Source organism: Sediminibacterium sp. GW821-FHT12F12, from assembly GCF_058806635.1.
On the sequence record NZ_JBXAPW010000001.1, the window covers coordinates 147,134 to 170,623 of the forward strand.

The following is a 23,490-nucleotide window of genomic DNA, read 5'->3' on the forward strand; positions in this document are numbered from 1 at the left end:
CAAGATCGTAAAAAAGGGAAACAGCAACTTGTTAAAGTTAGGATGCTTATCCGACTCAGGGATGAGCGGACAATCAGGGAACGTTGATGTATTTATGCACCTGCAGACTCAGTTCCCATTGCGGATGGGCTTTGATATACTCGATGATCAGCGGTGTCATCTCTGCGGCTTTGTCCCATTCGGGTTGCAGATACAGTTTACAATCTTTGTTTACCTGCGCTGCATAGTTTTCGGCCCAGGCAAAATCGTGTTTGTTAAAAATGACCACTTTTAATTCATGCGCCAGCGGAATAATAGCGGGTAACGGGGGTTTGAATTTTTTGGGCGAGAGGCAGATCCAGTCCCATTCTCCACTCAAAGGCGAAGAACCGGAGGTTTCCATATTGGTTTCAAAACCGGCAGCATGTAATGCCTGTGTTAACGCATCCAGGTTATGAAGCAGGGGTTCACCACCGGTGACAACGACCAGGCGACCGGGAAATGTTTTAGCGGCCGCTACGATTTCTTCTACAGATTTTTGCGGATGTTGAGTAGCGTCCCAGCTATCTTTTACATCACACCATACGCAACCCACATCACAACCTCCCAGCCGTATAAAATACGCGGCCCGGCCCTGGTGAAAACCTTCTCCCTGAATGGTGTAGAAAGCTTCCATAACGGGAAGCGTATTTAGAGTAGATGTAGTCATATCAGAAATGGGGTACTTACGAGTTCTGCAATTGAATATCGAATATCGAACAAGGAATGTCGAATGCAGATCGGAGTGATACTTCGGCGTTCGGTGTTCCCTGTTCGATATTCGACATTCCTTATAGCTGGTTCTGTTTATATGCCTGTAACGTATTTTTCAATAATCCGGCAATGGTCATCAGGCCTACACCACCGGGTACCGGCGTAATGGCGGATGTTTTGGGTGCTACTTCTGCAAATGCCACATCCCCCTTAATGCGGAACCCTTTTTTAGCGGTAGCATCGTCTACGCGTGTAATGCCCACATCAATTACCACGGCACCTTCTTTTACCATATCTGCTTTTACAAACTCAGGGCGGCCCAGCGCGGCTACCAGAATATCTGCCTGCAAACAGATCTCTTTCAGGTTAGGGGTATGTGAGTGGCAGATGGTTACGGTGCAGTTGCCTCTTTTTTGGTTACTGCTGAGCAGGATACTCATGGGTCTGCCTACAATATTGCTGCGTCCTATCACAACGGCATGTTTGCCTTTGGTGGGGATATCAAACAGTTCGAGCATCAGCATAATGCCGTAAGGAGTAGCTGGGATAAAACTCGGTAAACCCTGCACCAGTTTACCGGCGCTGCTGGGATGAAAACCATCCACATCTTTTGATGGATCAATGGCTTCGATCACTTTCTGTTCGCTGATCTGTTTGGGCAGGGGTAACTGCACCAGAATGCCATCCACATCTTTATCATTGTTCAGGGTGGCAATGGCTTCGAGTAGTACGTTTTCGGCTACATCACTCTCCAGGCGGATCAGGGTAGAGCGGAACCCTACTTCTTCGCAGTTCTTGACCTTACTGGCCACATAGGTTTCGCTGGCACCATTGGTACCTACCAGAATGGCGGCCAGGTGCGGGGCACGCTTGCCCGACTGTATAAGTAGTTGGGTATCTGCATGTATTTGCTGTTTAACCGCTGCGGATGCGGTTTTTCCGTCGAGTAGTAACATTAACACAAAAATATTTCTTTCCTGTCTGCCAGCATATTTAATTTTTCCAGCGGTAGCTTTTTACTTCTTATTACATTTTTATTATATTATATTTATGCAAATCTATTGTGTTAGTTGTCTAACAAATAAATTATTTATTTAAAATCCAATCCAATGAAAAAAAAATTTTTTTTCCTGCCACTCGCAATTATTCTTCTCTTCGCTGCTTGTAAAAAAGAGAATATTCCGCCAAAAAGTGATCTGGAAAGCAAGGATAATCTCGGTCCCATTGTTAAGCGTACGGATGTAGCCAACCCTGGTAGCACTGAAGTTCCGCTTGTTTACAACCCTGCCGATGCCTCCTATACGGCTATTATTTTTGGTGCTGAAATTAAGTTCACCAATGTCATTTATGACATCTTATATGACGCCAATGGACTTCCGCTTATACCCAAAGAAGGAGATCCGGTGTATGCTACTGTTTCATTCAACCCTAATGATAACTCCAGCCAATGGAGCTTGATAGCTGCTCCGGATGCCCCAAGTAATCAATTTATATTTCAGGTTCCATCTATTTATATGGCACCTTTTTTCCCGGACTTAGGTAGTTACTGGGCAGCAGTGGATACCTACCGAAACAACTATGCTAATCAGTTGAATGCGGCGTGGCAACTGATTTTTCAGGTACAGTGGAATTTACCTCCAGATGTAAATGCATCGGTACGGGTTGATTATAATCCGCCGCACATACTCAATTATATTACAACATTAGATGTTGGAGGATCCGGTAACAGGATTATTGTAGGTAGTCTCATCAAAAAGGCAGATGGTTCTTTGGCTGCCCGGATATCTGATGTGCCATTGAGTTGATACCCGAAGGCCTAACACAATAGATAATAAAGAGGCTGTATCAATCTTTTGATACAGCCTCTTTATTAGTTTGATACCCAACTATCCTATTTATTATAGCCTAAGTGGTTGTTAAACAAATTGTTAAGATATTTTTAGGTAGTCTCTTTTTATAATCTGATAGATCCGTACTCGTCCCGATTGGTTTCGGTTTCCAACCAGAATCTCCGTTATCTCAAGGCTACTTTGTGATAACAGATCGGTTAAAGCGTGTAAACCTAATTGCATTAAAATACGTGGATATATCAGGCTATTTTATAGATTGATAATTAATATTTTATACGTTAATATTTTTTAATATTAACTATTTTTTTTGTTTTACGCAGCAATTACCAACTTAGGGTGGTCTATCTCCCGTTCGCGGACGTGTTAACTGATTGTAAATTTTGTTGAATTAGTTTTTTTTTAACATTTGACATGTTTGGTTATATTCGTCCACTCAAAAGTTTATCCAAAAACTAAAAACATGAAGAAAATTGTATCCACACTTGTAGTGGCCTTGCTATGTTTTTCGATAGCGGTTACTGCACAGGTACGTCCGATCACGGGTACCGTTAAAGATGAACAGGGCGCTCCTGTTCCCAGTGTTTCAGTTAAAATCAAGGGTACTACTACTGCAACAGTAGGTGACGCCAGCGGAAATTTCAGGATCAGTGCTGCAGATAACGCAGTTCTGGTATTTTCTGCCGTAGGTTTCAACGAGGTTGAGCAGAAAGTAGGAAAATCCTCTGTGCTTAACATTTCACTGTCTAAAACAGTGAATGAACTGGAGAATGTGGTAGTTACCGCCCAGGGTATCAGAAAGAAAACCAAGGAGATCGGTTACTCTTATGCAAGGGTATCCAACGATGAAGTGACCAATGGTCGTTCTCCTCAGTTGGCCCAGGCATTATCAGGTAAAGTATCTGGTCTGGCTGTTTACAACGTAAACAACAGCGTTGACCCGCAAACCAAACTGGTATTACGTGGTTACCGTTCTTTAACCGGTAATAACGAAGCCCTGGTAGTATTGGATGGTATGCAACCACCACTACTGTACTGGCTACTATCAACCCTAACGATATCGAAAGCGTTACTATCCTGAAAGGTGGTCAGGCAGCAACCCTGTACGGTTCTGCAGGTATCAATGGTGCTGTAGTAATTACTACTAAAACCGGTACAAAAGGTAAACTGAAAGTGAACTTCTCTAACTCAACCAACTTTGAAGAGATCAGCTTCCTGCCTCAGTTCCAGACAACTTATGGTAATGGTTCTCAGTATTATCCTTATGTATTCGGCCAGGCTGGTTACAGTTCTGATTACAAAGTAAGGATGAAAGAAAACTGGAGGCCTTATGAAAACCAGCAGTATGGTGATGCGTATGATGGTTCTCAGAGAATCATCGGTCGTGTGATCAACGCAGCCGGCGACAAACTGGTAGTTCCTTATGCAAATGTTGAGAATGGACGCCGTAAGAGTTTCGACAAAGGTGTTTCTATCAACAACCAGGTAAGTTTCCAGGGTGGTGATGAAACCGGTTCTTACTATATGTCTGTTGAAAACCAGAAAATTGCCGGTATCGTTCCCAACGACCGTAGCCAGCGTACTGGTGTTCGTTTGGCAGCTACCAAAGAATACAACAAGATCAGCACCGGCTTCAACGTAAGCTATACACAGGCAGACTATGACAGAACCGGTTCTGATTTCTACAACGACATCATCAACAACGCGAGTCATATTCCATTGAACGAGTTAAGAGACTGGAGAAACAACAAGTTCGCCAATCCTAATGGGTTCTATAATGACTACTATAACAACCCTTACTTTAACGCAGACATCAACCGTCTCCGTTATAAGGATGCAAACATTTCCGGTAACTTCAACATTGCTTACCGCGCTACACCATGGTTAACTTTCACTAACCGTTTAGGTATGATGAATAATTCACGTACCGGTAAGAACATCGTAGAGCAGTTCTTGTATTCTGATTTTGCAAAGAATTCTGCCTACATTCCTGCTCCATGGCAGCATGATGATGATTATCCCGGTATCTACCGTGCGATTTCTGATGTCTTAGGTTCTGTAAACGATTATTCTTCTACTGAGAATATAGTGAACAATGAGTTTCAGGCACAATTGAAAAAAGATTTCGGTTCTTTTGAAAATAAACTGGTGTTGGGTTACTCTGTTTACCAGAGACAAACCAAATCTATCAGTGTTTCTTCCAGCTCTATCGTAGTACCCGGCGTTTACAATATTGCCAACAGGCAGGGTAACGTTGCCGGTTCTGAAGGTAATTCTACTGAGCGTAAATGGGGTGCTTATGCGGATTTAACCACCAGCTACAAAGGTTATCTGATCCTGAATGGTACTTTCCGTTATGATGCCACTTCCCGTTTCTTCAAAGCAGACAGAGCTACCAGCCTCTACTCATATCCTTATTATGGTGTGGCCCTGGCGTTCATCGCTACAGACGCCTTGCCTTCTCTGAAGAGCAAGACCCTGAACTATGCTAAGATTCGTCTGAACTACAACAAAAACGGTAACGATAACGTGCCTTTGTATGGTCTGGACCTGACTTATCCTAATGGTGGTGGATTCCCTTATGGTAGCACCGTAGGTTTAACTGTTGGTAACGTATTACCTGATGCTAACCTGAAGCCTGAGTTCGTAACTTCTTACGAAGTAGGTGGTGAGTTCCAGTTATTTAACAACACCGTTAACCTGGATGTAACTGCTTACAATCAGAATTCAAAAGGACAGGTGATCACCGTTAAAGTTCCTAACACTACCGGTTTCTCTAACCTGCTGATCAACGTAGGTGAAGCGAAAAACTGGGGTTATGAAGCAGACCTGAAAGTACAGATCCTGCGTAAGAGCAAACTGAAATGGGATGTGGGTGTTCGTTACTCTTTCAACGATAACAAAGTGGTTGACCTGTACCCAGGCATCAACGAGTTCTTCCTCAGTGGTTATCAGGCGTATGCAAGTACCAATATCATCAAAGGTTCACGTTACCCTATCCTGAAAACAGATGGTTATCAATATGCGCCAGATGGTTCAGGTATGAGATTGGTGAATGCTACAACAGGATATCCTTTAAGAAATGCTACATTGAATGAGAGAGGTGGTACCCTGCCCCGTCACATCGCCGGTTTCACCAACAGAATATCTTACAACGATTTCTCTTTCACTTTCAACCTCGAATACCGCGGTGGAAACGTGATGTATAGCGATCTGGGCCGTCAGATGACCTTTACCGGTGCTGGTAAATGGACTGAGAACAGGGCTCCTCAGATCTTCGCTAACTCAGCTTATCTTGATGGTAGCGGTAAAGTGGTACCAAACACAACCGTACAGGTTCGTGAGCCAGAGTATGCTTTATGGGTTAACAACTACCGTTTGATTTCTGAGAACTTTGTAAACTCAGCCTGGTTTATCAAAATGAGAGATGTAAACATCGCTTATAATGTGCCTTCCAGCCTGATCAGAAAAACCAAAGTGTTTACTGCTGCCAGCGTTTCATTGTACGGAAGAAACCTGTTTACTATCGTAGACAAGGCTAACTACTACACTGATCCTGAGTATAGCTTCACAACTGGTAATGGTATCGGTATCAACAATACCAACCAGACTCCACCGGTTCGTCAGTATGGCTTTAATGTAAACCTTACGTTCTAATTACAACACTAACCAATAAATAAATGACAATGAAACTTAAATCATTATATATCCTCGGGTTAGCTGCAGTTCTTGGTACGGGTTGCAACAAATCATTCCTTGATGTAAATACGAACCCGAACTCACTCCCATCAGCTACCCCTGCATTTGTAATTGCAAATGCAATTAACGTAACAGGTAATAACATGGTAGGACCTAATGAACTGGGTGCTTACTGGTCTGGACAATGGACCCAGTCAAACGGTTACATTATCTCTACCACCCAGTTTGCCTATAACTTTACCAATGGAGACTTTAACTATTGGGATGGATTCTACGATAACCTGCAGGATTACCAGTATGTAATCACTGGTGCGGATGCTGCCGGTCAGGCTTACCTGAAAGGGCCTGCAAAAGTGATGAAAGCTTTTGTATTCCAGCATCTGGTAGACATGTATGGTAATGTTCCTTACAGCGATGCGCTGAAAGGAGTTGCTTCACTGGCTCCTAAGTTTGATGATCAGAAAACAGTATACGAAGGACTTATCACTTTACTGGATGAGGCTATCGTTGACCTGAAAGCCAATGCATTTGCCAATGCCTATGCAGGTTCTGATATCATGTTTAAGGGAAATACCACCAAATGGATCCAGTTTGCGAACTCACTGAAACTGCGTATCCTGACTCACCAGGCCAGAATTACCGGAAGGGATGGTTACATCACTACCGAAGTAAACAAGATAGTTACAGGTGCTGGTGGCTGGTTAACCGGAGCAGAAGCCTCTATTAACCCAGGTTACGAAGCAGTAGCCGGTCACACTAACCCAATTTACGATAGATGGGGTTATTCTGAGACCAATGCCAAAAGAGCGTTGAACAATTACCCACGTCTGACTCAGTATTTTGTTAATACTCTTAAAGCCAACAATGACACTTTCCGTCTGAAGCGTTTTGGATATGCCAACGGTGGTGAAAGTTCTTCTACCCCAGGTATAAGTGCTGTAGCTGAAAATGCCAGCAACTATACTGGTATTCCTTTCGGCGCCAGTGCTGGTTACCTGCCTTCTGCAGCTTCTTCTTTAGGGCCAAGCTTGCTGGTAAGAGGTGAGTATGCAAGACCGCTGGTAATGATGTCTGCAGCAGAAGTACAATTCTGTCTGGCAGAACTGAAACAGCGTTTCCCTGCAGTTACCTTATCTGGAACTCCTCAGTCTTATTACGAAGAGGGTGTTAAACAGGCTTTCCGTCTGGTAGGTAGCACCACTGCACAGGCAACTACGCTGTTAACCAGCGGAATTGACAACTGTGATTTTGTTGCCTCTACTAATAAGCTGGCTGCTATTGCTACCCAGAAATGGTTTGCCCTGGCCAACTTCAATGGTTTTGAAGCCTGGACAGAATACAGAAGAACTCAACTGCCTAATACACCACAGTCTTTACAGGTGGTGAATTCAGACAGACCTCGCAGATTTTATTATCCTGCCAGTGAACTGGGTTCTAACGGTGCCAATGTTACTGCACAGGGCACTATCAATCCGTTTACAAGCAAAATCTTCTGGGACGTTAACTAATTTCCCCGAAAGCGTAGCTTAGGAATATTTTACAGAAGGTCGGCAGTTTTGCCGGCCTTCTTATTTAGCATAGGGTCTATGTGTTCCATGTAGGCGCAGAATAATCCTGCCCGTTTACGGGTTTCATTTTTTACATTTGCCACACAAATAATATATACATGGAACAGCAACCTACCCAATTGAATATAGAGATCAGTGAAGAAGTAGCAGAAGGCAGTTATGCCAATCTGGCCATCATCACCCATAGTAATGCTGAATTTGTAATAGATTTCGTGAATGTGATGCCCAGTACCCCCAAAAGCAAAGTAAAATCAAGAATTATTTTTACCCCTATGCATGCCAAACGTTTTATGCGTGCTTTACAGGAAAATATAGAGCGTTATGAAGCCGCTAACGGTGCTATCAAAGATCTGGAACAGATAGAGATCCCGATGAATTTTGGCGGGCCTACGGCGCAGGCGTAGGAAAGTTAGGAGTTAATAGTTAAAAGTTAATAGTGAAGCATAACTATTAACTTTTAACTGTTAACTCTTACAACATCCCCTCATCTGCAAAACTGAAATATCCTTCATTACTTACAATAATATGGTCCATCACCATCATGTCGAGTAGGGTGGCGGCCTGTTTGATTTTTTGGGTGAGGGCCTCATCGGCTTTACTGGGGCGGCGGTTCCCACTGGGATGATTATGGCAGAGAATCAGTCCTGTGGCATTGTGTTCAAGCGCTTTTTTCAGAATCACCCGTGGATCGGCAACGGTGCCGGTGAGACCACCTTCACTGATGATTTCCAGATGGGTAATGGTATTGTTACTGTTCAGGTACACCACCGCAAATACTTCCTTTTGCCTGTGCTCCAGCGTAGCCCGGAGAAAATGGGCAATATCTTCGCTGCGCGTAACACGGGGTTTTAATCTTCCGGCGGCATTCCGGCGAATGCCTAATTCGAGTGCGGCGGCAATGGTGATGGCTTTGGCTTCCCCCAATCCTTTGATTTTTCTGTTCACCATTTCTTTCACACTAAGGCCAGCCAGTTTCTGCAGATCGTTTTCGGCAGATAAGAGCAGGTTTCTGGCAACATCCACTGCCGTATCACCTCCTGATCCGTTATTGATCAGGATGGCAAGCAGTTCTGCATTGCTGAGCGCAGGGGCTCCCAACTGTAACAGCTTTTTCCGGGGCTGGTCATCCGATGCCCAGTTTTTGATAGAAAATTTGCGCATAAGGAAAAATTATAGGAAAATCAAATTACAATTTCTTCGCCTTATCTCTATCTTCGCGGCACATCCCCACACATTATGAACCCATCCGTCAAGATATTCTCCGGCACTGGTTCTCAGAAGCTGGCAGAAAAAATTGCGCAACGTTTTGGTGCGCCTATCGGAAAAATCAACATTCAGAAATTCAGTGACGGCGAGTTCCAGCCCATTTTCCTGGAAAGTATCCGTGGCGATTATGTTTTTCTGGTGCAAAGTACCTACGCACCCACAGATAACCTGATGGAGTTGTTACTGATGATTGATGCAGCCAAAAGAGCCAGTGCACACAAAATTATTGCTGTAATCCCTTATTATGGATTTGCGAGGCAGGACCGAAAAGACAAACCCCGTGTAGCTATTGGCGCCAAACTGATTGCCACGCTTTTACAGGCGGCAGGTGCCGACAGGATCATTACCATGGACCTGCACGCACCGCAGATCCAGGCTTTCTTTGACGTGCCGGTGGATCACCTCGATAGTTCAGCGATTTTTATTCCTTATATAGAGCAACTGAAGCTGGCCAACCTCTCTTTTGCCGCGCCGGATGTAGGCAGTACCAACCGTGTTCGTGAAATTGCAAGCTATTTCAATGCTGAAATGGTGATCTGCGATAAACACAGGAAACGTGCCAATGAGATTGCCAGTATGGTGGTGATTGGAGATGTAACCGACAGGGATATTATCCTGGTAGATGATATCTGCGATACCGGCGGTACACTGGCCAAAGCGGCCGGTTTGCTGAAAGAGAAGGGTGCCCGTAGTGTTCGCGCCATGATTACCCACCCGGTGCTGAGCGGGAAAGCATACGAGAATATCGAAAACAGTGTACTGGAAGAACTGGTGGTTTGCGATACCATTCCGCTGAAGCAGCCCAGCCCCAAGATCAAGGTGATTTCGGTGGCCGACCTCTTCGCCATCGCTATCCGGAATGCCTATGAAAATAAGAGCATTACCAGCCTGTTTATACACTCTCAATTGAGGGGGAGGGACAAGTAATTAAAAATTAGAAATTAGAAATTAAAAATTTTTTATAAATAATTGCCTGACTATTAAATAGTTGGGCAATTTTCATTCTTGTGCAACCCTGTCAATTGCTAATTTTTAATTGTTAATTTTTAATTGCTATTTCCCTACCTTTGCCGTCCAAAAATAATAACATGAAAACAATTACAATCGAAGGTCACCTGAGGACCGAACATGGCAAAAAAGCCGCCCGCCAGATTCGCTCTCAGGAAAATGTGCCGGGTGTAATTTACGGGGGTGCCGAAGAGGTTAATTTTTATGCTTCTGCGAAGGCTTTCAAGCCTTTGGTGTACACTGGTGAATTTCAGTTGGCTGAAGTATCGGTAGACGGCAAAAAGTACAAATGCATTTTGAAAGATCTGCAGTTTGACAAAGTAAGTGATTCCCTGATCCACGTGGATCTGCTGGAACTGGTTGGCGACAAAAAAGTGATTGCTACTTTGCCTATCAAATTCACAGGTGTTTCTGTGGGTGTGAAAGGTGGTGGTAAACTGATTACCAAGATCAAATCTCTGAAAGTAAAGGCCTTGCCTAAAGACCTGAGAGAGAACATCGAAGTGGATATCACTAACCTGGATCTGAATGGTAATATCCGTGTAGAAGATGTAAAAGTGGACGGAATGGAAATTCTGAACTCTCCACGTATTCCTATCGCTTCAGTGGTGTTAACCCGCCAGCTGAAACAGGAAGAAGCTACTGCAGAAAAAGACGCGAAGAAGAAATAATCTTCCCATAGCTTTTATTAAAAAACCCGGAAAATCTTCCGGGTTTTTTATTGGGTGGCGGGTATCGATACGTAAAAAGTACTGCCTTTACCCGGTTCGCTTTTCAGCCAGATCTTCCCTTTGTTCTTTTCGATAAATTCTTTACAGAGTTTTAATCCCAGCCCGGTTCCTTTTTCATTGTAAGTGCCGGTATTGGAAATCATGGTAGGAGAACTGAATACAGATTTCTGTACTTCTTCTGTCATGCCCATGCCATTATCCGCAATTTCAACAATCACGTTATTTTCTTTCCGGTAAGCCCGGATACTGATTTTTCCATCCTGGTAGCTGTATTTGATGGCGTTGGCCACCAGGTTACGGAAGATCAGCATCAGGTGATCGGGGTCGGCCCAGACCCGCTGCTGCAATCCTTCTGTATGCAACTGTATATTCTTCCTGTCAAAAGACTGTTTCAGGAATAGAATGGCTTTTTGTCCGATCACATCTTCCAGTGAAACATACTCCGGAACAGCCTGTATACCCTGAAACTGGCTGATACTCCAGCGTAAAAGATTATCGAGGGTGCTGTGTAACTGGTCTACCTGCACGGATAGTTTACCGGCTATCGGCAAAAACTGCTCGGGCGTAATGTATTCCTTGTTTACCAGTTCCAGTGATGACTTCAGTTGTCCGATGGGAGAACGCAGATCATGCGCAATAATGGAGAATAATTTTTCTTTGGTATTGTTCAGTTCTTCCAGTTCATGGTTCTTTTCTTCTACCTGTTTCTGATAGGAGAGTTGCTCATTTTTAAAAAAGAGCAGGGCCAGTACCATCGTAATCAGTGCCCAGATCAGGTTGAAGAGCACCCTGCTGAAGGGAACTTCATCATATACCACCGGGCTGTTGAGGAATATTTTTATGCCTATGAAAAGTAGGATGTTAGAAACAGTGAAACTGATGAGAAATTTCTTATCATTAAAAAAGGTAATGATGATAACCACGTTCAGCAGCAGGAAATATTCGCCTCCATTCCGGAACAGGATGGCGCTTGCTGAAAAAAGAATACTCGCCAAAAAACTCAGGACCGCGCGTCCGAGCAGGAATTTCCGGTAGCTGTTGATCAGGAGAATAGCGAATGCCCCGGTCATCAGGCAAACATTGATAATGGCCAGGGTAGTTCTTTGTTCGGAAAAATTTTTAATCGCAAAATATACATTGACCGGTATTCCCAGGGCAACTGCCAGGTTGATCAGTTGTGTTTTTTTCTTCTCATAGAAACCGATGGAGTCCGTGACCCCGATATTGGCTATCCAGTGAAAGAACTGTGTAAGCTGTTTGATCGGGTTTTGCATAAACGGATAGTGGGCTTACTGTAAAATTAAGATAACTGCCCCGAAAATAAACAGGAAAAGGACAACCCCTCCAAAACAGTTGTGTATACAGGATTACGCCTATCCGAAATGGCTTTTGTGCATAACGGTTTACCCGCTACTTTTGGGGTATCTATGAATAAGTTCCTCATTGTTGGATTGGGTAATATCGGTGATGAATACCGGCATACGCGGCATAATATCGGGTTTGATGTGGTTTCTGCATTTGTGCTCAAACATGGTGGTTTCTTTAAAACAGACAGGTTAGCCGAAGTAGCAGAGGTGAAGTGGAAGGGTAAGACCTTTGTCTGTATCAAACCCACCACTTTCATGAACCTGAGTGGCAAGGCTTTTAAGTACTGGATGGATAAAGAAAAGATCGAGATCGCGGCAACTTTAACGATTGTAGACGATCTGGCCATCTCCCTGCATAAATTACGCTTACGTGGCTCAGGCAGCGATGCGGGACATAATGGACTCAAAGATATCCAGTTAACCCTTGGCACCGATCAATACCCCAAACTCCGCTTCGGGATCGGCAATGATTTTCCCAAGGGAAGGCAGGTTGAATTTGTGTTGGGAAAATGGACGCCGGCTGAAATGCCGGTTGTGCAACAAAAAATAGATAGATGTGTTGAAGTGATTGAGTCTTTTGCAGCAATCGGAATCGAAAGAACGATGAACCAGGTAAATAACCTTGTTTTCGGGCAATAAAATGGCTTTCTGAGCGTTTTGCGGAAGGAGAAATATAATATAAGTAGCCTCCGTATCCATGTAATCCGGCTATTTAGTTAGTATTTTAAACTGTTACCTTATGAAAATTTTCTGCGTTGGCCGGAATTATGCCGATCATGCCAAAGAATTGGGCAATGCGGTTCCGGAAGAACCGGTGATCTTTATGAAACCCAAGACTGCGCTGATGCAGTCGAACGCCCCCTTTTATTACCCTGAGTTTACCAATGAACTGCATTACGAAGCAGAAGTAGTACTGCGGATCTGCAAAAATGGGAAATATATAGATGAAGAATCTGCCCATAAATATTATGATGCATTTACGATTGGGATTGATTTTACGGCAAGGGATGTACAGGCAGAACTGAAGAAAAAAGGCCTGCCCTGGGAGAAAGCCAAAGCCTGGGACAATTCAGCCATTATTGGCCGGTGGATCCCTTTTACAAACGAATTGCGGAATGCACCGATCCTGTTTTCACTCCAGAAAAACAAAGAAACCGTACAGAGCGGTACTACCGAAGACCTGATCTTTCCGTTTGACGAGATCGTGTCTCATATCTCCCAGTATTTTTCATTGAATATCGGCGACCTGATTTATACAGGTACACCGGCCGGTGTGGGCGAATGTGTAACCGATGATGTACTGGAAGGGTTTTATGGTAAAGAGAAAGTATTCGCCCTCGAGATCAAATAATACCTTATTTCTTACCAAGTTATCCGAAGACGAACCGCCAGATGCTGACGCCAGAACTTTTATTACACGCTTATCAACTGATGGTTACGGCCCGCGCCATGGGCGATACCTATGATGCCAACCGGCAAGTGTGTAAATATGTACATTCCACTTCCCGCGGACATGAAGCGATACAGATAGCCACCGGTATGCAGTTACTGCCCTGCGATTGGGTAAGTCCGTATTACCGGGATGACAGTATCCTCTTAACCATCGGCTTTACCCCTTACGCAATGATGTTGCAGCTGCTGGCCAAAAGAGAAGATCCTTTTTCGGGCGGGCGTTCTTATTACTGCCATCCGAGCAGCCGGGATACTGATAAACCTTCTATCATACACCAGAGCAGTGCCACCGGTATGCAGGCCATACCCACTACAGGGCTGGCGCAGGGGTTACAATTTTTGGAGAAGATCAATTCGCCGCTTTTCAGGAAGGCAGAAGATGGCAGTTTGCCCGTGGTGGTGTGCTCGATGGGAGATGGGAGTGTATCGGAAGGAGAGGTGAGCGAAGCTTTGCAGGTAGCTGTGCTTAAAGAATTACCGATCGTATACCTGGTACAGGATAATGAATGGAGCATCAGCGCTACGGCTGATGAGATCCGTTCGGGTAATGCGTATGATTATGCCGCCGGCTTTAAAGGCCTGAAACGTTTACAGTGCGACGGCAGTGATTTTATCAAGAGCTATGAAACCATGGCACAGGCGGTAAGTTATGCCCGCACCGAACGCAAACCCGTATTGGTGCATGCCGTAGTGCCTTTACTGGGCCACCATACCAGTGGGGTGCGGAAAGAGTTTTACCGGAGTCGCGAAGACCTGTTAAAACATGGATTATATGATCCGGCGCCTAAGCTGCGGATGTTATTGAACGGGGTAGGTTATCCCGAACACGAGATTAACCAGGTAGAATCGGCTGCCCGTGAAAAAGTGCTGCAGGATTTTACCCTGGCACAGCAGGCGGCCGAGCCGGATGTTTTTTCTGTGGAGCAGCATGTATTTGCTCCCACACCGGTTACAGAAGAAAAGGGTAAACGTGCACCCAAAAACGGCGAGAAAGTAATGATGGTGGATGCAGCCCTTCATGCGATTGAAGAGATTTTGGAAGATTATCCCGAAGCGGTTTTATATGGACAGGATGTAGGGGCCCGTTTGGGCGGTGTATTCAGAGAAGCGGCTACCCTGGGAGATAAGTTTGGTTCTACCCGGGTATTCAATACCGCTATTCAGGAAGCCTATATTGTAGGGTCAACAGTAGGTTTATCGGCTTTGGGTATCAAACCTATTGTAGAAGTGCAGTTTGCTGATTATATCTACCCCGGCTTAAACCAGTTGATCACAGAAGCTTCCAAATCCTGTTACCTCAGTAATGGTAAGTTTCCTGTGCAGATGGTTTTGCGGGTGCCTACGGGGGCTTATGGAGGGGGTGGGCCCTATCACAGCGGCAGTATAGAAAGTACCCTGTTGAGTGTAAAAGGGATCAAAGTGGTCTATCCATCCAATGCGGCAGATATGAAGGGTTTGCTGAAAGCAGCTTTTCTCGATCCAAACCCGGTGGTTATGCTGGAGCACAAGGGCCTTTACTGGAGCAAAGTACCCGGTACAGAGGATGCCAAAACCATTGAACCCGACCGCCAATATGTACTGCCCCTTGGCAAGGCCGCCATTGTACAGGAAGCTGATCCCGCCAAACTACGGAAAGGCGAAACGGTTTGTATTATCACTTACGGAATGGGGGTTTACTGGGCCAAAGCCGTAGAAGCCCGCATGCCCGGAAAAATAGAGATCCTGGACCTGCGCACCCTGTTTCCGCTGGATGAGGAAGCGGTTTTTGAAGCCGTGCGCCGGCATGGAAAAGTGCTGGTTTTGAGTGAAGAACAGCAGCATAATTCATTTGCCGAGGCTTTATCGCTCCGGATCTCCAACCAATGTTATCATTTTCTCGATGCCAAAGTGGAGGTAATGGGGGCCAAAAACCTGCCTGCAGTACCTATTCATACGGCTTTGGAAGCGGCTATGTTACCCACTCCTGACAAATTGATGGAGCGGATCTACAAACTTTTAGCCTACTAAGGGTTTTCATTTTGCCCAAACCTCCTATATTTGCAGCCCGTTAGTGAAAACTTCCGGCGGAAATGACCTGGCGAGGTAGCTCAGTTGGTTAGAGCACAGGATTCATAACCCTGAGGTCACGAGTTCAAATCTCGTTCTCGCTACTTAAACAAAATGTTAAAATAGACCGCTGTTTGCGGTCTATTTTATTTATAATCAACTACTTATTTGTTAAAACGTGTCTTAGAAATTTCATTTTTAGGGCTGTATAATACATTTGTTTTCAATAGGTTTTTATAAAGTCTCTTACAGGTATGAATGAGAAGATTTAGGACCAAGCTAGAATTTTTTTAGTTTTTTCAAGAATTCTTCTGGATTGTTATAGTTGTTATTTAAAATAATATCCGCTATAATCGTCGCTATTGTTTCAAAGAATTCCTGATCGTCATCTTTTTCTAACTTTGTTTGGATTGTCGGTGTTTTACTTTTTGGTTTTAAACGCAGTATTTCTTTTTTGAGCTGTATGTTTTCTTTCTCTAGAGCTTGTATCCGAAGCGTCGTCATCCAATTATAAAATGTTGCTCGGCTAATCTTTTGTTTTTTGCAAAGTTCAGTAACTGGCATTCCACTTTCTTTTAGCCTAAGAAGTGCTAATGATTTGCGTCTCGTGAATTTTATATAAGTCATAATCCAGCTTTTAAACGGTATTTATGTAACCATTAGGGGTAATGGCGCAAAAATCACGATGTTAATAGCTGATCATTCGCATGGACAACTACCAGGCAATTAGATGATCGCCGGAAATTAGATTGAAAATGCTTGAGCAAAAAGTGCATGGTCTTGAATTAATCGGATGTCTTGAGGCGGTAGACTGAATTATCTTGTTTGCCAGCTATCTTTATTTTCTCTTCAATTTTTGTAATTACCAATTTCAACTCATCACTGTTGCCAGCTTTAGATTCTTTGTAAACACTTGTAATTGTTCTCATTGCTGTTTCTTCATCAAGTTCTCCGGCAAAACATTGTTCTCGTATAAAATTCATCTTTGCTTTTAGTACAACACTGTCATCTTTAAGTTTGAGTGCCAACTCGATCGATTTTTCATATTTCTCTCGGCCTGATTTTGGATTTCCTGAACGGTAATCAATCAGGCCGTCGGTGGCGTGATAAACTACACGATCAAGATCACCGTCGATGCATGTCGCCATCTTTTCAAAATACTTTGTGGCTTCAGAGAGTTGATTATTGCAAGCGAGAGAATAGGTAAGATTATTTAAAATTAAAAATGTATTAGGGTTGGTTCTCAAACCGAATTTACAAATGTCCACCGCTTGATCATAATTGCCCATAATTCCACACGCTACATATGAAGCAAAAGCAACTGCACGTTTAGAGATCGGCTGATCGATCACCCAATTAAATCCTTCCTCCATCGATCGTTTGTAATCCTTTGTAAACAAAAGCTCATGAGCTCTGGCTTCATAAGCAAATTCGATTTTATCAAGCCATGAGTTGAAATGAATTTCACTGATATGCCGTGATAGCCATTCTGCTTGTGCCAATGAATTGTCGTTAGGAGCTAAAAGTGATCTATTAGTGAATTTCCTGGCATTTTTTAAAGTCCCATCGTATAGTTCATGTGTCCCAATCATTGCGGCTAATTCTGAAATTGAATCATTCGAATAATTTTTTGAGTCAATTAATTGTCCACCTATTTTTAAATAAGGGGTATGTCGCTCCAATTTTCTGGAATAAGCTATTTCAGATGCCAGTAACCACGGATCATTTTTAAGATTTGGATATGCACGAATAATTCGACTCGATTGCTCATATTCATCCATATGATAATAGAAGCGTGAAGTTGCTCTTACTATATACCGATTCAGTCCAGCAGAAAGTTGCATTGCAACGAGCAAACTCTTCTCAGCTTTTTTTGCATTCCCTAAAATTGAATGTAGTCTAGCCAGTTCCATCCATAAAAATGGATTATCAGGATATTCAACTAATCGTTTCCGGGTATGATTGATTTTTTTGCCTATGTAACTGAGAAGCTTATCTAGTTCTGCGATTTCTTGCGAAACTGTATGATCTTGATCAACGTCTTCCTCAAGTATTTCTGCAATAATTCTATGAAACTGTTGTGGGAAGTTATTGCCATGTACCTTCAAAAATTTGGCGGCATCAACAGCTATTTGATGTTGATTGCTTGCATAGGCAGAGTTTACCAATTCAAGGGAGGTTGATAGGCTGGGCTCACCTTTCCATTCCTCCAATTTTATCAATAAACCTTCTCCAATCGGTTTTGGCTTTGGTTTGTGAAGGAAAGCAGGCAGGTGCTCCTGGGAAAGGTTGTTGGTTTTGTACTCTCTCCAAGTAGGAATAATGATTCGGTTTCTATCTTCTAAGATAATTGACATTAGATCATCTTTACTTCAAACTTATTAGTGAGTCTTGAAAATTGTGTTATATATCTTTCTAGAGAATACTTGTTTAATTCAATCATTCGGTTTAAAGGATGTCCGCGTTTGTCTGGTTCTGGATGGCAAAGTTGTTTGATGATTGTGATGATTTCTTTTGTTATTTCTTCATCTTTCACTTTTATTTTCATTTCTTCTGCTGTCTTTTCCAGAACACGCTCAAATGCATTATTTACATAGGGGAGTACTGCTTTGTACTCTCCATCCCAGTTAGTCCAGTGAAATTCACTGGGTAAATATGTTTTTAGAAGCGCTGTCATGTGCGACTTCATATAATAAAAAGTCAGTAAACTTCCCAAATGGTATAAGTCAGTTGCTTTTCTGCGCTTGTTCCAATCCGGTTCAATATAATTATAAAGCAATTCCGGGGGCGCATAGTCTGGATCACCTGCTACAGTGTAGTATACATAAACCGACTCCCTTTGCTGAGCTTCTGCTCTACCAAGATCACCGATTTTTGATGTGGCTGATTTATTAAACAATAATACATTTGACGGTTTAACGTCCTGATGAGCTATTCCTGATTTATGCAACTGGCTTAAGCCTACGGCAACATTGTGTATAGAACGCATCAGCCATGAGTTTGCCAATTCCTCACTAATCGCTACGTGATCTCTTACCGATTTGTCAGCCAGTTCAAATATCAAATAATGAACAGGCAGATCACTTTCGCCTTCTTCGGCAAGAATCTCACCATGTTCAATAACATATACTACTTTTGACATTCTGCGTTCAGCACATAATTTAAGTATGTCTGATTCATAGTTGTGTGCCTTGATGGCTAATTCTAATACCCGCATAACATCTTTGGCCCTTAGTAATCGCTTAAGGTCAAGGACTTTCATAAAGCCAACCTCACCGCCTCGTTCTACGACATAACAAATTGAAAAGTTTCCACCCGTTGAAAAGGGCTTGTTAGTCAACTTCTTTGTTACAATCCAATCATTGTTCAACTTTACACCTACTAAATTCTCAGCGTTTGCCATATCGAAGTATTTAAGAGGAATGATTTGCTATAATAATTTTTGTCGTGGCACTCTTCTTTTCACCTATCGGGTAAAGAAAAACAAACCCGTTATATCCGTTGTAAAAGAAATGGTAATGAAAATCTATAGTTCCGTTGTCTGTTTTGATTTTTATCTTACCGTCCATCTTGAGTCTTCTTTTGAAATAATAGTCTTTCACAAACTCCCACGTAAAACCTAATTCCTGCGGTAATGTTAACAACCCAAAATCCTCAATGTATCTTGCAGATTCATTAATGGATTTGATATTACATTTGGGTGGCTGGCCTTTGCCGGAAATATTTTCCAAAACAACTAATGCGCAACGTTTTTTTGAGGTTTCAACATAGCGGCGTAAAGTCGCATGTATGGAAGCACCAAAGTGTTTGCTAATGGTCATAGATGCTTCTATGCCTAGCCCATATTTTTTAGCCTCATGATCAAACCTGTCGTGTTGGAATAAAGTTACAGAGGCAAAATAATTGGCTTCCGCCTCAAATTCTTCCGTGTATTCACCATTCAACGACTGGTCATCATCATCCATAAAATCATACACATCGGTCTGCCAGTACAATACTCCGTGCCCAATTTCATGTAATTGGACAAAATTACGCTTGGTAGGCAACTGTGATAAATCAAGATAAATGGTTTTCTGTTTGTGATCGAAAAGTCCACTGACTTTGGATAAGGCACTTTTGAGCACAGAACTTGCCTTCTGAAGATAGCTTTCGTGAACCTGGGATATGTCTATATCCTTCTTAATTATGAGCTCTGAAAATTCGGCGATCTTGTCAATAGGAGTAGGAAAAACATCAAAACTTTTGCTGTTTCTTAAAATCTCATAAGAAATTTTGTCAATGTCCTTCCTGCTGTGAATATCAACCATTCCGCGATTTATATCTCATAAAATCCAGGTATTCAAGCAATGCCGCTTCTTCCTCATTGGTCAGTTGTCTGGCTGAAAGCGCTGCAGTATCCAGTAACCTGCTTTTTCCTGGAGTCGTTTTTTCTATCACACCGGCTGCCGCCAATAGATCATTCAGATCTACATTATATAAGCCTGCCAGTTTGTGCAACACATTTGCAGAGGGCTTTTTAATCTTTTCGTTTTCCAGCTGACTTAAATATGCATTTGAAATACCGGTAGCTTCTTCAACCTGTCTCAACGTCAACGGAATTCTCTCTCTGTGCTCTTTCAGGGTTTTGCCTAAGGACTTCATGGGGACTTTTTGAATTTGGAGATACAAAAATATTGCCATTTGCTCAGAATACCAAAATTTGCTAATAATATGGTAAGTGAATTAAGATTTGCTTAAAATTAAAGTAAGTAAATTTAGATTTGCTAATTATAATTAGAAATCGCTATTTTTGTGAAGCAAACCCATTAAATAGGTTGCCGATGAAAAAAATAACCCGGACAGGCAATGATAGCAGCTGGCCGGGTCGAAGTGGAAAGTTAGCGCTTTCTACTTGCGAGGCTCATCACCTCGTCCTTGTTAAGTTTCGCGACACAATGTAAAGGATTATTCTGATCCCCACAATACTGCCGCGCTATCCTGGGAAAAGGAAAACGGCACCTTCCTCATCCAGCTTCTTTCGGCGCCGGCAAAATTTAAAAAAGTGAAAAATTTAGTAAACCATGGTGAGCATCCATTACTCCCCTTAATCATTAATGGACAGGCCTTCGAATGGAAGGAGCAGTATGTAACAGGTAAAGAATTGAAAGAAATGGCCGGAATTCCCTTTCCGACAGAGCTGTTCCTTTCTATCAAACGCCCTTGGGAAGATGAATTGATCGAAAATGACAAACGTGTCGATCTCGCGCGTCCGGAAATCGAGCATTTTTATTGCAAGAAAAAGCTGGAGTTTTTCATCAATGAAACCAAACACGAATGGTTTAAACAGTACATCACGGGGTTCGATCTGCGTAAGATCGCCGTTGCAACAGAAGCGGACAAAATCCTGCTGGCTATCGAAAGACCATGGGAGGACGAGGTTATTGAAGATGAAACGCAAGTGGATCTTGCCCGCCCAGGTATTGAGCGCTTTATCATCAAGAAACATGACGAAGATCTGAATGTAACAATCGAGATCAACGAAGTGCGGTATCCTGTTAAAAGAGGTAAGTACACGGTAAGTGAAATCAAAAAGATCGGAGGACTACCACAGACTTACGTGTTGGAAGAACTGATCAATGGAAAGCTTACTCCTTTGGCTGATGATGCGACTGTGTTGATCAAAGGATGTGAAATCTTTTTTGGCCACGTACGTGACGGGTCCTCATCCTAAAACCTTCCGCTATGTCTAATAAAAATTTTGACGAACAAATAGCGGAATTGAAAAAGATATCCCCTGACCTGAGCCTGGCTCAGGAAGGGGGGTATTCTTATATATTGATTCCCAATTTAGCTCTGCCGGATCATTGCATACCCAAAAGTGTTGATGTATTGCTGTGTCCTGTGCCACGCGATGGATATCAATCCCGATTATTTTTTGCGCAGCAAATTACCGGTGGCCCAGCCCGTAACTGGAATGGAAACATCCGTGTGCTAAGTAAAAATTGGCATGCCGTGTCCTGGAAAGTGAACGCAGGGTTGAGCTTAGTAGATATGTTATTAATTCACCTAAGTGCACTAAGGCCATGAAAAAAAGAAAAATAAAAATACAATTGCGCACCACCTCGTCAATGTACAAGGCAATGCATAATGATCTGGATAGGCCACATGAATTTGCATACGAACGTGTAGGCTTCTTACTGACAAGATCTATGAAAGTTGCATTCGGAACTGAGATTATTGTTGCAGTAGGTTATGTGCCGGTTGCAGATGAAGATTATGTTCAGGACAACAGCGTTGGAGCCAAAATAAGTTCAGAAGCGATAAGGAAAATCATGCAACTGATGTTTGATCAAAAGTGTGGTTGTTTTCACGTTCACAAGCATGAAGGATTTGGTAAGCCTTATCCAAGCTACACTGACAAAGAAAGCCTTCCTGCGTTGTCAAAAAGCCTTTCGGGAATTTCCGGTATTCACTCAACGGGTTTTCTGATCCTGAGCGATAATTCATTTTTTGCGAATGCATTTGTTGATAAGGCAAAAACTTCAAGTGCAATTGCAAACTTCAGTGTAGTGGGATCACCTATGAAGTTAGTTTATCATGATCCGATAGTGCCTGCCAACAAAGATGTATATACTCGGCAATCGTTTTTAGGAGCTGATTCCGAAATGCTATTTTCCAATGTTCGCATAGGAATCGTTGGTTATGGGGGAGGAGGTTCTCACATCGGGCAACAACTCGCACATATCGGTATCAAGAATATTGTTGTCTTCGACGAAGACCATATAGAAAAAAGTAATTTAAATCGTTTAATCGGCGGATGGTTCATCGATCTCGTAAAAAAAACGTTGAAGACTCAGATTGCAAAAAGAGCTATTAAAAAAGTTCTTCCTGATGCGGTGGTGGTGCCTGTTGCGAAAAGGTGGCAGGAGGCTCCTGAATTTCTTCATAGCTGTGATATCATTATGGGAAACGTTGATTCCTATGCTGAACGGGAACAGTTGGAAGCTGAGTGCAGACGCTACCTTATTCCATTGATCGATATTGGCATGGATGTTCACAAAGAAGAGGATAGTGATTATCTAATCTCAGGACAGGTTGTGGCTTCGATTCCTGCTTGTTCCTGCTTTAAGTGCTTCGGTTTCCTGACTGAAGAAAACCTTGCGAAGGAGGCCGCTAAATATGGAAAAGTAGGGGGTAGACCGCAAGTTGTTTGGCCGAACGGCGTCCTGGCTTCGACAGCCGTAGGAATTTTGGTCGAAATGATCACAGGCTGGACCAATGCGTCTAAGGAACAGATTTATCTATCGTATAATGGTAATGCGGGGACGATGCAGGAACATATACGTGCTAAATATGCGGATAAGGTTTGTATACATTATCTATTAGAAGATGCCGGGCCTCCCGTTTTCAAAAGATTATAGATTGGGGTCAAGGTTCTTTCGTGATACAATTTGCTTGTATCAATTCATCAATCTGATGCTTCTTTGATCGTACAATCGTTTGAAGTTCAATTAGAAAGTCGTCTTCCAGTTCTAATAAACGCTCATACTTGCTACAAAAAAGCCCATCAAATTTTGATGGGCTTTTTGATTCAGTACAGATTCCTTATTTACGTTTGAACAGTATTTTAATTCCTCTGATTACCGAAAAGACAATCACCAAAAACAAAACGGAAATAATAACCAATTCTGTAAAGCTTAAGTTTCCCATGATGGTTTCATTTAATGACAATATATAAAAAATAAACTAATAAGTATTATGGCAAAAAATAAATAGTGCGCAGATCCTGGGCTCC

The 23,490-nt window shown here is 42.8% G+C and carries 22 protein-coding genes and 1 tRNA gene; 14 read left to right on the forward strand and 9 right to left on the reverse strand.

The genetic code is table 11. From position 1 onward, the window contains the following. Positions 1-73: 73 nt before the first annotated feature. Both AC1RNB_RS00580 and AC1RNB_RS00585 read right to left on the reverse strand, forming a co-directional pair. Positions 74-655 carry a 7-carboxy-7-deazaguanine synthase QueE gene (locus tag AC1RNB_RS00580; protein ID WP_493079783.1) on the reverse strand — a complete coding sequence of 194 codons (582 nt, stop codon included), beginning with the start codon at positions 653-655 and terminating at the stop codon, positions 74-76. A 154-nt stretch (positions 656-809) separates the two neighbouring features. Further along, positions 810-1,688, reverse strand: coding sequence for a bifunctional 5,10-methylenetetrahydrofolate dehydrogenase/5,10-methenyltetrahydrofolate cyclohydrolase (locus AC1RNB_RS00585; RefSeq protein ID WP_493079785.1), 879 nt, complete (start codon positions 1,686-1,688; stop codon positions 810-812). A 153-nt stretch (positions 1,689-1,841) separates the two neighbouring features. Between AC1RNB_RS00585 and AC1RNB_RS00590 the strand changes: the two genes are divergently transcribed. The 5 genes from AC1RNB_RS00590 (at position 1,842) to AC1RNB_RS00610 (ending at position 8,250) form a co-directional block, all read left to right on the forward strand. Continuing rightward, a complete protein-coding gene (locus tag AC1RNB_RS00590; protein WP_493079787.1) occupies positions 1,842-2,537 on the forward strand; it encodes a hypothetical protein in 696 nt (231 codons plus the stop codon). A gap of 505 nt (positions 2,538-3,042) precedes the next feature. Then, complete coding sequence (locus AC1RNB_RS00595; RefSeq protein ID WP_493079788.1) at positions 3,043-3,660, forward strand: carboxypeptidase-like regulatory domain-containing protein; 618 nt, start codon at positions 3,043-3,045, stop codon at positions 3,658-3,660. After that, positions 3,654-6,236 (forward strand): TonB-dependent receptor domain-containing protein, encoded by a 2,583-nt coding sequence (locus AC1RNB_RS00600; protein ID WP_493080454.1) that lies wholly within the window; start codon positions 3,654-3,656, stop codon positions 6,234-6,236. The genes AC1RNB_RS00595 and AC1RNB_RS00600 overlap by 7 nt, the downstream gene beginning before the upstream one ends. Before the next feature lie 29 nt (positions 6,237-6,265). Then, positions 6,266-7,786 (forward strand): SusD/RagB family nutrient-binding outer membrane lipoprotein, encoded by a 1,521-nt coding sequence (locus AC1RNB_RS00605; protein ID WP_493079790.1) that lies wholly within the window; start codon positions 6,266-6,268, stop codon positions 7,784-7,786. A 158-nt stretch (positions 7,787-7,944) separates the two neighbouring features. After that, positions 7,945-8,250 carry a DUF3467 domain-containing protein gene (locus AC1RNB_RS00610; RefSeq protein WP_493079792.1) on the forward strand — a complete coding sequence of 102 codons (306 nt, stop codon included), beginning with the start codon at positions 7,945-7,947 and terminating at the stop codon, positions 8,248-8,250. Positions 8,251-8,317: 67 nt separating this feature from the next. On the opposite strand, the gene radC is transcribed toward AC1RNB_RS00610, so the two are convergent. Further along, positions 8,318-9,007, reverse strand: coding sequence for a RadC family protein (gene radC, locus AC1RNB_RS00615; RefSeq protein WP_493079794.1), 690 nt, complete (start codon positions 9,005-9,007; stop codon positions 8,318-8,320). 75 nt (positions 9,008-9,082) lie between these two features. Between radC and AC1RNB_RS00620 the strand changes: the two genes are divergently transcribed. Together AC1RNB_RS00620 and AC1RNB_RS00625 are read left to right on the forward strand one after the other, a co-directional pair. Then, positions 9,083-10,039, forward strand: coding sequence for a ribose-phosphate pyrophosphokinase (locus tag AC1RNB_RS00620; protein ID WP_493079796.1), 957 nt, complete (start codon positions 9,083-9,085; stop codon positions 10,037-10,039). A gap of 161 nt (positions 10,040-10,200) precedes the next feature. Beyond that, complete coding sequence (locus AC1RNB_RS00625; protein WP_493079798.1) at positions 10,201-10,791, forward strand: 50S ribosomal protein L25; 591 nt, start codon at positions 10,201-10,203, stop codon at positions 10,789-10,791. 47 nt (positions 10,792-10,838) lie between these two features. On the opposite strand, the gene AC1RNB_RS00630 is transcribed toward AC1RNB_RS00625, so the two are convergent. Beyond that, positions 10,839-12,125 (reverse strand): sensor histidine kinase, encoded by a 1,287-nt coding sequence (locus AC1RNB_RS00630; protein WP_493079800.1) that lies wholly within the window; start codon positions 12,123-12,125, stop codon positions 10,839-10,841. Between the two features lie 81 nt (positions 12,126-12,206). Between AC1RNB_RS00630 and pth the strand changes: the two genes are divergently transcribed. From pth to AC1RNB_RS00650, 4 genes are all read left to right on the forward strand, one after another. Then, positions 12,207-12,857, forward strand: coding sequence for an aminoacyl-tRNA hydrolase (gene pth / locus AC1RNB_RS00635; RefSeq protein ID WP_493079802.1), 651 nt, complete (start codon positions 12,207-12,209; stop codon positions 12,855-12,857). Positions 12,858-12,957: 100 nt separating this feature from the next. Next, entirely contained in the window at positions 12,958-13,569 is a 612-nt protein-coding gene (locus AC1RNB_RS00640) for a fumarylacetoacetate hydrolase family protein (protein ID WP_493079804.1), read from the forward strand. 41 nt (positions 13,570-13,610) lie between these two features. Continuing rightward, positions 13,611-15,677, forward strand: a complete 2,067-nt coding sequence (locus tag AC1RNB_RS00645; RefSeq protein ID WP_493079806.1) for an alpha-ketoacid dehydrogenase subunit alpha/beta — start codon at positions 13,611-13,613, stop codon at positions 15,675-15,677. A gap of 69 nt (positions 15,678-15,746) precedes the next feature. Beyond that, positions 15,747-15,820: transfer RNA gene (locus tag AC1RNB_RS00650), tRNA-Met, on the forward strand. Between the two features lie 175 nt (positions 15,821-15,995). On the opposite strand, the gene AC1RNB_RS00655 is transcribed toward AC1RNB_RS00650, so the two are convergent. The 5 genes from AC1RNB_RS00655 to AC1RNB_RS00675 form a co-directional block, all read right to left on the reverse strand. Next, positions 15,996-16,343, reverse strand: a complete 348-nt coding sequence (locus AC1RNB_RS00655; RefSeq protein WP_493079807.1) for a transposase — start codon at positions 16,341-16,343, stop codon at positions 15,996-15,998. A gap of 158 nt (positions 16,344-16,501) precedes the next feature. Continuing rightward, on the reverse strand, positions 16,502-18,073 hold the full coding sequence (locus AC1RNB_RS00660; protein WP_493079809.1) for a hypothetical protein: 1,572 nt from the start codon (positions 18,071-18,073) through the stop codon (positions 16,502-16,504). After that, entirely contained in the window at positions 18,073-19,119 is a 1,047-nt protein-coding gene (locus AC1RNB_RS00665; RefSeq protein WP_493079811.1) for a protein kinase domain-containing protein, read from the reverse strand. The genes AC1RNB_RS00660 and AC1RNB_RS00665 overlap by 1 nt, the downstream gene beginning before the upstream one ends. Positions 19,120-19,129: 10 nt before the next feature. Continuing rightward, a complete protein-coding gene (locus tag AC1RNB_RS00670) occupies positions 19,130-20,023 on the reverse strand; it encodes an ImmA/IrrE family metallo-endopeptidase (RefSeq protein ID WP_493079813.1) in 894 nt (297 codons plus the stop codon). Then, a complete protein-coding gene (locus AC1RNB_RS00675) occupies positions 20,016-20,357 on the reverse strand; it encodes a helix-turn-helix domain-containing protein (protein ID WP_493079814.1) in 342 nt (113 codons plus the stop codon). Before AC1RNB_RS00675 ends, AC1RNB_RS00670 begins: the two co-directional genes overlap by 8 nt. A 400-nt stretch (positions 20,358-20,757) precedes the next feature. Here AC1RNB_RS00675 and AC1RNB_RS00680 point away from each other — a divergent pair, with 400 nt between their 5' ends. From AC1RNB_RS00680 to AC1RNB_RS00690, 3 genes are read left to right on the forward strand one after another with little or no spacing between them, the layout of a single operon-like run. Continuing rightward, positions 20,758-21,426 (forward strand): multiubiquitin domain-containing protein, encoded by a 669-nt coding sequence (locus AC1RNB_RS00680; RefSeq protein ID WP_493079816.1) that lies wholly within the window; start codon positions 20,758-20,760, stop codon positions 21,424-21,426. Between the two features lie 11 nt (positions 21,427-21,437). Then, the gene (locus tag AC1RNB_RS00685) at positions 21,438-21,782 is read left to right on the forward strand and encodes a hypothetical protein (protein WP_493079817.1); all 345 of its coding nucleotides are present in this window, start codon (positions 21,438-21,440) and stop codon (positions 21,780-21,782) included. Continuing rightward, positions 21,779-23,116, forward strand: coding sequence for a ThiF family adenylyltransferase (locus AC1RNB_RS00690; protein WP_493079819.1), 1,338 nt, complete (start codon positions 21,779-21,781; stop codon positions 23,114-23,116). Before AC1RNB_RS00685 ends, AC1RNB_RS00690 begins: the two co-directional genes overlap by 4 nt. The last annotated feature ends 374 nt before the right edge of the window (positions 23,117-23,490 follow it).

Coding starts and splice junctions, on each gene's coding strand:
- AC1RNB_RS00655 (WP_493079807.1), bottom strand. CDS start 16,343: ATGACTTATATAAAATTCACGAGACGCAAATCATTAGCACTTCTTAGG.
- AC1RNB_RS00670 (WP_493079813.1), bottom strand. CDS start 20,023: ATGGTTGATATTCACAGCAGGAAGGACATTGACAAAATTTCTTATGAG.
- AC1RNB_RS00690 (WP_493079819.1), top strand. CDS start 21,779: ATGAAAAAAAGAAAAATAAAAATACAATTGCGCACCACCTCGTCAATG.
- AC1RNB_RS00590 (WP_493079787.1), top strand. CDS start 1,842: ATGAAAAAAAAATTTTTTTTCCTGCCACTCGCAATTATTCTTCTCTTC.
- radC (WP_493079794.1), bottom strand. CDS start 9,007: ATGCGCAAATTTTCTATCAAAAACTGGGCATCGGATGACCAGCCCCGG.
- AC1RNB_RS00660 (WP_493079809.1), bottom strand. CDS start 18,073: ATGTCAATTATCTTAGAAGATAGAAACCGAATCATTATTCCTACTTGG.
- AC1RNB_RS00685 (WP_493079817.1), top strand. CDS start 21,438: ATGTCTAATAAAAATTTTGACGAACAAATAGCGGAATTGAAAAAGATA.
- AC1RNB_RS00580 (WP_493079783.1), bottom strand. CDS start 655: ATGGAAGCTTTCTACACCATTCAGGGAGAAGGTTTTCACCAGGGCCGG.
- AC1RNB_RS00640 (WP_493079804.1), top strand. CDS start 12,958: ATGAAAATTTTCTGCGTTGGCCGGAATTATGCCGATCATGCCAAAGAA.
- AC1RNB_RS00625 (WP_493079798.1), top strand. CDS start 10,201: ATGAAAACAATTACAATCGAAGGTCACCTGAGGACCGAACATGGCAAA.
- AC1RNB_RS00610 (WP_493079792.1), top strand. CDS start 7,945: ATGGAACAGCAACCTACCCAATTGAATATAGAGATCAGTGAAGAAGTA.
- AC1RNB_RS00620 (WP_493079796.1), top strand. CDS start 9,083: ATGAACCCATCCGTCAAGATATTCTCCGGCACTGGTTCTCAGAAGCTG.
- AC1RNB_RS00665 (WP_493079811.1), bottom strand. CDS start 19,119: ATGGCAAACGCTGAGAATTTAGTAGGTGTAAAGTTGAACAATGATTGG.
- AC1RNB_RS00630 (WP_493079800.1), bottom strand. CDS start 12,125: ATGCAAAACCCGATCAAACAGCTTACACAGTTCTTTCACTGGATAGCC.
- AC1RNB_RS00585 (WP_493079785.1), bottom strand. CDS start 1,688: ATGTTACTACTCGACGGAAAAACCGCATCCGCAGCGGTTAAACAGCAA.
- AC1RNB_RS00595 (WP_493079788.1), top strand. CDS start 3,043: ATGAAGAAAATTGTATCCACACTTGTAGTGGCCTTGCTATGTTTTTCG.
- AC1RNB_RS00645 (WP_493079806.1), top strand. CDS start 13,611: ATGCTGACGCCAGAACTTTTATTACACGCTTATCAACTGATGGTTACG.
- AC1RNB_RS00605 (WP_493079790.1), top strand. CDS start 6,266: ATGAAACTTAAATCATTATATATCCTCGGGTTAGCTGCAGTTCTTGGT.
- AC1RNB_RS00675 (WP_493079814.1), bottom strand. CDS start 20,357: ATGAAGTCCTTAGGCAAAACCCTGAAAGAGCACAGAGAGAGAATTCCG.